Annotated in this window: 7 protein-coding genes; 5 read left to right on the plus strand and 2 right to left on the minus strand. The window is 34.9% G+C overall.

The genetic code is table 11. From position 1 onward, the window contains the following. Positions 1–382: 382 nt before the first annotated feature. Positions 383–1339, minus strand: coding sequence for a DMT family transporter (locus F6K23_RS31495; RefSeq protein WP_293163393.1), 957 nt, complete (start codon positions 1337–1339; stop codon positions 383–385). An 848-nt stretch (positions 1340–2187) separates the two neighbouring features. Between F6K23_RS31495 and F6K23_RS31500 the strand changes: the two genes are divergently transcribed. From F6K23_RS31500 to F6K23_RS31515, 4 genes are all read left to right on the plus strand, one after another. Further along, on the plus strand, positions 2188–3555 hold the full coding sequence (locus tag F6K23_RS31500) for an NCS2 family permease (protein ID WP_293163405.1): 1368 nt from the start codon (positions 2188–2190) through the stop codon (positions 3553–3555). Positions 3556–4290: 735 nt separating this feature from the next. Further along, on the plus strand, positions 4291–5193 hold the full coding sequence (gene lipA, locus F6K23_RS31505; RefSeq protein ID WP_293163408.1) for a lipoyl synthase: 903 nt from the start codon (positions 4291–4293) through the stop codon (positions 5191–5193). Between the two features lie 639 nt (positions 5194–5832). Further along, the gene (sigC, locus tag F6K23_RS31510; protein WP_293163396.1) at positions 5833–7083 is read left to right on the plus strand and encodes an RNA polymerase sigma factor SigC; all 1251 of its coding nucleotides are present in this window, start codon (positions 5833–5835) and stop codon (positions 7081–7083) included. A gap of 740 nt (positions 7084–7823) precedes the next feature. Then, positions 7824–8399 carry an IS200/IS605 family accessory protein TnpB-related protein gene (locus F6K23_RS31515; RefSeq protein WP_293163399.1) on the plus strand — a complete coding sequence of 192 codons (576 nt, stop codon included), beginning with the start codon at positions 7824–7826 and terminating at the stop codon, positions 8397–8399. Positions 8400–9034: 635 nt separating this feature from the next. Here F6K23_RS31515 and F6K23_RS31520 read toward each other — a convergent pair. Then, entirely contained in the window at positions 9035–9997 is a 963-nt protein-coding gene (locus F6K23_RS31520; protein WP_293163411.1) for an aldo/keto reductase, read from the minus strand. A gap of 369 nt (positions 9998–10366) precedes the next feature. Here F6K23_RS31520 and F6K23_RS31525 point away from each other — a divergent pair. Continuing rightward, positions 10367–10806: DUF4347 domain-containing protein (locus F6K23_RS31525; RefSeq protein ID WP_293163402.1), on the plus strand; the 440-nt coding region annotated here is incomplete at its 3' end.

A 10806-nucleotide genomic window follows, 5' to 3' on the forward strand; every position in this document is an offset into this window, starting at 1 on the left:
ACTATAATTTGAAAAATTATTAGTCTATGTTAATAGGAATTTAAATCCCTTATTACCGAATAATTAAGAATTAAATAATTCCGGTTTAAAGCCTTCCCTTTTAAGGGAAAAAAGCGGTCGAGGAATGGCGTTTTGCTGGCGCATAACTACGTTAACGATTGTCGCCGACATGTTTGTGTAGCATGACAAACGGAAAAAGCGCAGCTTCCCGAAGGGCGGGATGGCGAAGTCTCGGAGACATATCCAATCGACCAAGACAAGAGAAAAAATAATATTTCCTTATATTCAATCATCTCGGTTTTAACCAGAGGTAATTATCAATTATCCATTAATGAAGCACCTTGAAAAGCTGATAGCTGAACGCTGACTGCTGAGTGCTATTTCAATTACTAGCTTTTTGAATTGAAGGACTTGATTGAGCTAAATATAATCCTAACAATACGATAGAAAATCCTAGCCAACTAATTATAGTAAGTTGTTCCGAGAATAATCCCCAAGCAATTAAAGCAGTAATTACAGGTTCCAATAAAAAGCATAAAGCAACAAAACCAGAAGAAAAAGTTTTGAGACTATAAGTAACAAACCCATGACCTAAAACTTGGGCAATTACTGCTAAACCAATAATTGATAACCATCCCTCCCAAGAAAAAGGCAAAATATGATCTTCCGTGAACAAAGCAATAGGAAGAGTAAATAAACTACCGCTTATACAAGTCCAAAATAAGATAGTTGTTGCAGAAAATTTGGAGCGAAGTTTTTCAATTAATAAGTAGTAAGCACCAAATAAAATTGCAGATGCAAATGCTGCTAAGTCACCAGTAAAATGTTCTAAATCTACTTGTATATCATCTGCTCCAATGGTAATTGCTCCTACTATAGCTATTCCCATTCCTATTAAAAATCTACGGTCAAAACGAAGACTTAAAAATATCCATCCTCCCAGAGCAGTAAAAATGGGAATCATGTTATGAAGTATAGTTGAGTTTGCGACATTAGTTTGGGTTAAAGACCATGCCCAAAGAAGTAAACTAGGAGCAAAAGTAACACCACCAGCTAATAGCCAAATCCACTCACTAAATGTATAAGTTGAATATTGTTCATTTTTATTAGTTGATGATTGATTTTTTTGAGCTTGGAAATTACTCCAAAACCACAAGACAAAACCAGAGATAATAAAACGATCTAATACTGTACTAGCAGGTCCTAATTCTCGTTCGCTTAATCTAATAAAAATTGCGGCTAAGGATACAGCTAATAATCCTATTAATAATGCTATTAAAGAGAAAGTTGTAGATTTTTTTGCTGAATTTTGGGGTAGTAATTTCAGTTGACTTGTCATGTTAAATTTACCTTTAAATTTTGTATAGGCCAGAAAAAAATTACATCTTAGTCCTATTTTCTAGAGATACTAAAGAGGTTTTAGTTCTTTATTCATTTGAAATTTTTAGCTATGAAAATCAAATAGGACTTAAGAATCTGTGATGCACCCTATAAGTTTCAAATTGCTTTGATCTGCAACGCTGATGCGTTAGAAGTTACAGGAAAATCTTATTTTGCATAAGCCTTCTTAAAGCAACCTATAATTCAATATTTTTTTTGATCGATGAATTAAAAAAAACAATTTCCATAGCAAGGAATGTGAAAAAAAATCAAAAAAAATTACTGATTTATCAAAATAATTTGGTCTAAAACTTCCCCTTTTAAGGCGAAATTTTTTTGGAAGGTTGATCAAAATCTCCGTTACAAAAATAACTTCTGTACCTTACCAATCTGATAGCTCCCATATCTGAATTCTGACTTCGTTAACGAAGGCTTACTAATGCTTAGAATCTATCGACAAAAAATTGTTGCAACAATTCTAAATAAATTATAAATATATAAATAATTATACAGCATGGTTTTAACAAAATCAATTTTTTTATGATGAAAGATAAAATTTGAAAAAGTAATGAGAATGAAGCGAAGATTTATGTATTTTTGCAAAAATCAATCAAAAATTGCTAAAAATTGCTAAATATAGTGTATGTATAATACTTTTTGCAAAATACTGAAACAGTTATCTATTAAAGTATTCTCAGTTAATAGAAACGGTATTTATAATTGTAGAAAAAAACTTTTTTTTGACTTGACAAAAGATACAAATAAAGATATTTTATCTAGCCAAATTCTCAATTGTTAGGTAGCAACATGACACCAGGAAATGGCCAGTTAAATAAATTAGGAATTATTGCTAAATTTTTTAAATTTAACCAGCTCAAAACTAACTTTCGCACAGAGACAATAGCAGGAATAACTACCTTTGTGACGATGGCATATATTTTAGTAGTAAATCCTGACATATTATCTAAAGCAATTTTTTTGCAGAGCTCCGGCGATTTATTTGGAGAATTAGTAATAGCTACAGCAGTATCAGCAGCATTTGCTACTCTAATTATGGGAATATATGGTAATTATCCATTTGCCTTAGCACCAGGCATGGGATTAAACGCTTATTTTACTTTTTCAGTAGTGTTGAAGTTAGGAATTTCTTGGCAAATTGCCTTGGCTGCTGTGTTGATAGAAGGCTTAATTTTTATTGGTTTAACTATTAGTAAAATTCGCAATCAAATAGTTAATGCTATTCCTGAATGTATTAAACAAGCGACAACAGTTGGTATTGGTTTATTTATTGCTTACATAGCTCTAATAAACACCAAAATTATTGTCTCTAATGAAACTACAACTACAAGTTTAGGGAATCTAAATCAACCAGAAACATTAGTAGCGATCGCTGGAATTATTATTACTTCTGGATTCATAGCTCGCAGGATTACTGGAGCATTATTATGGGGAATCTTAGCAACCGCCTTACTAAGCTGGATATTAGGAATTGCACCTTTACCTCAAGGAATTGTCAGGTTTCCTGAATTACCAACACACTTATTTGGTCAAGCATTTCTTGGCTTAGAAAGTATCATAAAAACTAACATATGGGAGCTAATTACCATCATTTTTGTTTTAATATTTGTAGATTTATTTGACACAGTAGGAACTTTAACAGGATTAGGAATAAAAACAGGTTATTTTAATCAAACAGGAAAATCATTAAACTTAAAAAAAGCATTTATGGCAGATGCAATTGGTACAACATTTGGAGCAGTAATGGGAACTTCCACAGTCACAACTTATATTGAATCCGCTTCAGGTATTTCCGAAGGAGGACGCAGTGGATTCACCGCAGTTATTACAGCACTTTTATTCATTTTATCTATATTTTTTATTCCCTTATTATCAGCAATTCCTTCCTTTGCAACTGCACCAGCATTATTAATTGTAGGAGTATTAATGATGAGTAGTGTTCGTAATATTAATTGGGAAGATCCAGCCCAATCTATTTCAGCATTTTTAACAATTATAATCATGCCTTTAAGTTACTCAATTGCCGATGGATTAGCTATGGGTCTAATTATTTATCCTCTCCTGAAAACATTCCAAAGAAAAGTACATGAAACTACTTTTCCTATGTGGATATTAGCAATCATATTTATATTGAAATTTGTACTTGTTGGAAAATAATTAAGGTTTGCTGAAAAAGTCTTTTAGTAGGGGTAGGAGACAGGAGACAGGAGACAGGAGACAGGAGACAACCCACCCCTAACCCCTCCCAGGAGGGGAGAACTGGGAATGAGCAAGGAGGTAGGAGTAAGAATTGTCCCAAGATTGTTCTGCCATAGTCAGCCCAAAATATTAGCTTTTTGAGCGTTTTCAACTTAAACAGACGCACTGCAATTCGACCCTAAAAAGGCTAAAACCTTTATCTGTAAATGCCTTGATATTTAATCAGCAAGCCCTAATTATTAACCTTTAATTAACCAAACTTAAAATAATTAATAATCAATAAATATTTTTGTTAGTGCCCACATTCCGCACTTCAATTTGTAACATGAAAATCAGTATAAAATCCGTAGCAAACTTAAGTATTTATCTATATAAACTATCTTCATTTACCTCCATCAAAAGTCAAATTATCAGTCAAATATTAAACATAAATACTTACTGAATCCTTGACTCCTATTGACCACTATAATTTACTTCTTACTTCTTACTTCTTAACTTTTGGCTTCTTATTTTCTTACTTTTGACTTTTGACTTTTGACTTTTGACTTATTTATATCTGTTTGTATGTATGAACTTATATGAACTTAATTGTTAATCTTTCGCTACTTCCTAAACTCAGGAATTTAGCGAAAAATTTACTTAAACCTCTTGTGGCTATTATCCTACATTTGTTAAGCTAAACTTAAGGTAAAAATCACAGCAGAGAAAGAAGTGGTAGTTAAACCGAACTGGTTACGAGTAAAAGCCCCTCAATGGCAAAGAGTTGGTAATGTCAAGGAAATTTTGCGAGACTTGAACCTCAATACTGTCTGCGAAGAGGCTTCCTGTCCAAATATAGGTGAGTGTTTTAATGCTGGTACAGCAACTTTCCTAATTATGGGACCTGCTTGTACCCGTGCTTGCCCCTACTGTGATATAGATTTTGAGAAAAAGCCTCAGCCTCTAGATACGACTGAACCAGAGCGACTTGCAGAAGCAGTAAAAAGATTAAAGCTCAATCATGTAGTTATTACCTCTGTTAATAGAGATGACTTGAAAGATGGGGGCGCTACTCAATTTGCTAAATGTATTTCCCAAGTTAGAGAAACTTCACCTCAAACAAGTATAGAAGTCCTAATACCAGACTTGTGTGGTAATTGGCAAGCTCTGGAAATAATTCTTCAAACAAAGCCAGAAGTACTTAATCATAATACCGAAACAGTTAAGCGACTGTATCGTAGAGTTCGGCCTCAAGGTGACTATCATCGTACATTGGAACTTTTCAGGCGATCGCGAGAATTTGCCCCAGAAGTATACACAAAATCTGGTATTATGGTAGGTCTGGGAGAAACTGAAGCAGAAGTCCAAACAGTAATGGAGGACTTACGGAGTGTTGACTGCGACATTTTAACTATTGGACAATACTTGCAACCAAGTCCTAAGCACCTACCAGTATCTAATTTTGTCAAACCAGAACAGTTTGATAGATGGAGAAAAATAGGCTATTCATTGGGTTTTTTACAAGTTGTTGCTTCCCCCTTGACTCGTAGCTCATATCATGCTGAACAAGTAAAAGAATTAATGAAAAATCATCCAAAGGCTAAAAGTAAGAAGTAGACTTTAGATTTTGCCTCATTTTTGCTACTCAGGAAAGCGATAGTCACTTCCAAAGTACATCACCCATCACCCCTGATAGCAAAAATGATCACTGCTAAAATGTGATACCGATCGCCTATTATTGTGTCTGAAATAACTTAATAGCTAGAAATTGATTAGTAACTATATTGAGAACACTACACATAAATTAAGTTACAAGCTTTATAAAGATTAAGCTGAGTCAAGAGTAAAATGTAACCAGCAAAAAATCAAAATAACGATCTATAAGAATTTAACTTCCAAAATCAGAAACTTCCCGAAGTGATCGGAAACAACCAGTAATAGTGATGAATATTAATATAACTTCTGACTATAGTCACCTTTCTATAGCAGAAGTCTCCGTATACTAAAAATCAAGCCTAGAGAAGTTACCTGGAGCAAAAACACACAGGCAAATGTACTCTTAAGGTCATCACTAATATATTTAACGTAATATTTAATATAAGCGATTCCTTAAGTTTATTCAGTCTATAATTGTTAATACTCATCAGGAAACAAAATCTAGAGCAAATGCCAATATTCCTCAGAATAAGGCATTTTATCCATAGACTGTCCACTAAGTACAGCCTTTTGTCACTTGGAGCAACTGAGATGATCGTTATGTCAGCTACCTATCCTTACACTGAAGAATCTGAAGAACAACTGCAAGATGATAATTTGCAGACTAAAATTTCTGAAGAAATAGAGCAAATCACTGATCGACCAGAAACCAATGAGCTAGAAATGGAGAATGGAGAAACAGATAATGCTCAGAAAAGCACTAGTCGTGGCACAACTGATTTAGTACGTTTGTATCTCCAAGAAATTGGTCGAGTTGACTTACTAGAAAGAGATCAAGAAGTCTCTGAAGCTCAAAAAGTCAAGCGCTATGTAGAGTTATGGGAGTTACTCAATGAATCAGCTAAAGAAGAAGAAGGCGTAATTCAGTGTTATGTTCAGTTGATTGAGATTCGTAATCGTCTGACAGCTCAGTTAGGACATAGGCCCTCTTTGGAACGGTGGGCAAAAGCAGCAGATATACCTGTAGTAGAACTAAAACCTGCTCTGACTGCCGGAAAACTTCGTTGGGCAGAATTAGCAGGTTTAACTGTCAAAGAACTGGAGCAAGCTCAAAGTGATGGTATTAAAGCCAAAGACCACATGATTAATGCTAACTTGCGTTTAGTGGTGTCAGTAGCGAAAAAGTACCAGAATCGTGGCCTAGAGCTTTTAGATTTAATCCAAGAAGGAACTTTGGGTCTAGAAAGAGCAGTTGAGAAATTTGACCCAAGACGAGGGTATAGATTTAGTACTTATGCTTACTGGTGGATTCGTCAGGGGATAACAAGAGCGATCGCTACTCAAAGTCGTACAATTCGCTTACCTGTCCATATTACTGAAAAGTTAAACAAAATTAAAAAAGCGCAACGTAAAATTTCTCAAGAAAAAGGACGTATAGCAAAACTTGAGGACATTGCCCAAGAACTAAATATGACACCAGTTCAAGTAAGAGAAGTTTTACTGAAAGTTCCACGTTCAATTTCTCTTGAAACAAAAGTAGGTAGTGATAAGGATACTGAGTTAGGAGAACTCCTAGAAACTGAAGATGCTTCTCCAGAAGAAATGTTGATGCGAGAATCTTTAGTACAAGCATTAAAAGGACTACTAGAAGATTTAACTCAAAGAGAAAAGTCTGTAATTTCAATGCGTTATGGTTTAGGAGATGGTAATCCTTACTCTTTATCAGAAATTGGTCGTTCTTTGAAACTATCTCGGGAACGAGTCCGTCAAATTGAAGCAAAAGCTCTACAGAAACTGCGCCAACCCAAGCGTCGTAGTCAGGTGCAGGATTACTTAGAGTCTTTGACTTGAGTAAAGAAGAGATAAAAATGTGGCCCTGTCAATACTTTGCCACATTTTAGGATTGAATTTGAAATAGCTCAATGTTTGCTAAAATCAAGTTTTCCTATTCTCCCTGCTCTTCCCCCATACCCCCTGTTCAAAGTTTCTAGATTTTTTTTCATCAGGTTGCACTGCTATTGCCAGATGAGCTGTTCTCTGCTGTTGTTTGCTAACACAAAAAATATAGTCTATCCTAGACAAACATCTACAAAATGTCTAGGATATGACACAATTGCAAATAGCAAATAGGTAGAAAAATTAGGAACCTGTGCCAAAACTTGAGAAAAGGTCAAAGCTATAGCAAATATTATTTACACCCTTAGACAAGCTCTGCTAACCTTGAGTTAAAGTGATTCAATCTAGAGCATTACAGGATAAATATGGTAAGAAAATACAGTTATAATTTAGTGTTTCAGATAGGAATGGCAGATATAGAGTCAAAGATTTAGATTATGCCATAAACAATTTCAAACCAGTCACAATTCAGGTTTTTCGTAGAGAACATAAACAAGACAATTGGTATATACATCTTTCTACTTATGTACAAGAAATACCAGTAGTTCATACAAGAAAAAATGGTTGTATAGGTATTGACTTTAATGCAGAATCAATTTCAGTTACTTATGTGAAGTGGGATGGAAATATTGAATATTTAAAAGAAATCCCGTATAAATGGAAAAATCAAACTACAGGACAATCGCCTTGCATCCATGAGAAATATTGTTTGTCAAGTTGTCAAATTAGCCAAATTTTTTGAATGTGCTATTGCCATTGAGTCTCTAGATTTTACGAAGAAAAAATCCAAGATGAGCTCAGACAGTAAAGTTTATAATGAGATGCTGATCCTATTATCTACGGGAATGTTTAGGGAAGCTATATTGTCACGTTGTACAAGATTTGGAGTGGAATTAATCAAAGTTAATCCAGCTTTTACCAGTGTAATTGGAATGATTAATTATATGGGTAAATACGGCCTGAGTAGTGGCACTGCTGCAGCTTTAGTAATTGGCCGTAGAGCGTTAAAGTTATCAGAAAAAATCCCACAGTGTTTGTTGAGACCAGAGGATGTCAACAAATATGATTGGAGTCATTGGAGACGAGTTGCTAGTTTTATTAAACTAAATCGTATCCGGAGGACTCAACTTTTTCAGTGGAGGAAAACCCGCTTAAGGTATCCTCAACAACTTCTGACTTCTGACTTGATTAAGGGTTGCGCAATCGCGCCCGGAAATGGCAAAATCTTTTTAGAGGTTTGCTCAAATACCCGTTGCAAAAACAACTTCTGACTTCTGACTTCTGACTTCTGACTTCTGACTTCGTTCAGAGCGGAACATCAACTTTCACAGCAAGTACACATTGAAACGGGTGAGCCACGAAATCATTTGCACCTCACCAGATGGCAAATGTCTAGCGCGTGTCTAGTTTTCAAGAAGGTGTTAGAAGTGCATCCTTGAGAGATTATTGCTAATATTAGTCCAGTTGTACAAATTTGTAATAATTTTGAATATTTAACCATTACCCATTAAATTAATATAGTTATAGTCTTGGTAGGTAGGTTATGCCCACTATTATTGATATACAATCTTGCAACTATTCATTACGGGTAACTTTTAAGTTTGTCAGAATTTCTAGCTGAAAAATTTGTCTCTCTATTTGACATCTCCAGAAAAGAGGGAGAGGGAACAGGAAATAGTGGCAAAAACTTTTCTCTGTCTCAGGTTTATCATCAACATAAGTCAAACGCCAACTCGTTCCTTGCTATATAATTCTATCCACACTCCCCACCTCCCGATCTCCCCACCTCCCCACCTCCCCACCTCCCGATCTCTCCCAACAACTCTTGAATCAATCCTCTTCTTTTCAAGGAGAGGTAATTATTAATTATTAATTGTTGAACTATACCTAAGACCTACAACCTGCTTCAAAAATCCCACATGACGGGGCGATCGTCTAAAGGATCTGTGACTATCCGTCCGATCGCATCAATTTTTGCTAGGTCATCCTCAGATAATTTAACATCTCCAGCTTTAGCATTAGCAGTAGCTTGTTCAGCATTTCTTGCTCCAACGATAGCATTTGTCTGGGGTTGAGCAATTAACCAGGCGATCGCTAGTTGAGCTAGACTGCATTGTTTACTTTCCGCAATAGGACGCAGTTTTGCTAAAGCGGTTTGCACTCGTTCGTAGTTTTCTTTGATATAAAATAGTCTATTTTTAGCACGATGATCGCCTTCTGCAAATTTGTGGTCTGGTCCGAATTTGCCTGTTAATAAACCCTGTGCTAATGAAGAATAAGCAATAATAGAAATATTCTTTTCAACACAGTAAGGCATTTCTTCTTTTTCTATTTTTCGCCAGAATAAAGAATAGGGTGGTTGGGTACTATCAATCTGACCATATTGAGCTGCTTCTGCTGTTTGTTCGCGAGAAAAATTAGACACACCAATTGCTCGAATTTTACCCTGCTCTTTGAGTTTATTTAGGGCGTTCATTGTTTCTGCAATTGGTACAATTTCACTATTAAATGCACCAGACGGCCAGTGAATTTGATAGAGGTCAATATAATCAGTTTTCAGGTTTTTGAGGGAGCGATCGCAAGCTTCTATTACTTGGTCATATTTGAGATGATTGGGAAAAACTTTAGTCGCTAAAATTACTTTTTCTCGAACATCTCCTACTGCTTGAGCAACTATTCGTTCTGAGTAACCATCTCCATAAATTTCAGCAGTATCAATTGTGGTGATACCTGCATCAACAGCAGCTCTTATTCCTTTGATAGTTTCAGAATCTTCAATTCCAACCCACATCTTTTTTCCAGCTTGCCATGTACCCATAATGATTGGGGTAATTTCAATTTCAGAGTTACCTAATTTTCGCTTCTCCATCATCGTCTCCTAATTATTCTGAGTATAATTATAGCTATAACATATTGTGCATTAAGTCAATATGAATAATTAATATTTGAATATTAATGATGTTCTTATTTATAGATATTATTGGGATTTTAAGTATATTTATTGAGTCCCAATAATACACTTAAGTAATTACCAATTCCTGATTTTTTATTCAAAACAAATGCCAGTAAATATACGTTAGCAATTTGACTTATATTATAATTTTTTCTAAGAAAAGCTTGCCATTTTAGCTATAAAACAGTTAGCCTAAAGAAGGTTAAAGGAAACGGATTAAATATTAAATACTTTTATAAAAACATTTAAAATAGAGGAAGATATATGAATTCAAAATTGTTAGGGATGACTAAATCTATTCTATTTATAGAGCCCACTGTAGAAGACTATCAAATTCTTGTTCGTGGAACAAATCCCAATATTAAAATTGTAATTCTGGATACATACCGCGACGGTATCCAACAAATTACAGAAACATTAGTTCGTAACCAGGAAGTCAAAACTGTTCATATAGTTTCTCATGGTTCACCAGGTTGTTTACAGTTTGGTAATAGCCAATTAAATATTGATAGTATTAATCATAGTTATGCCGAAGATTTAGAAACTTGGTCAGTTACTAATATATTACTCTATGGTTGTAATGTCGCTGCTTCCGATACAGGTACAGAATTTTTGGAAAAGCTACATCAGTTAACAGGGGCAAATATTGCGGCTTCTGCTAGACCAACAGGTAGTGCTGCTTTGGGTGGTGACTGGGAGTTAGAGGTTACTAAAGGTGAGATAGA

Source organism: Okeania sp. SIO2C9, assembly GCF_010672455.1.
Lineage (GTDB): Bacteria > Cyanobacteriota > Cyanobacteriia > Cyanobacteriales > Microcoleaceae > Okeania.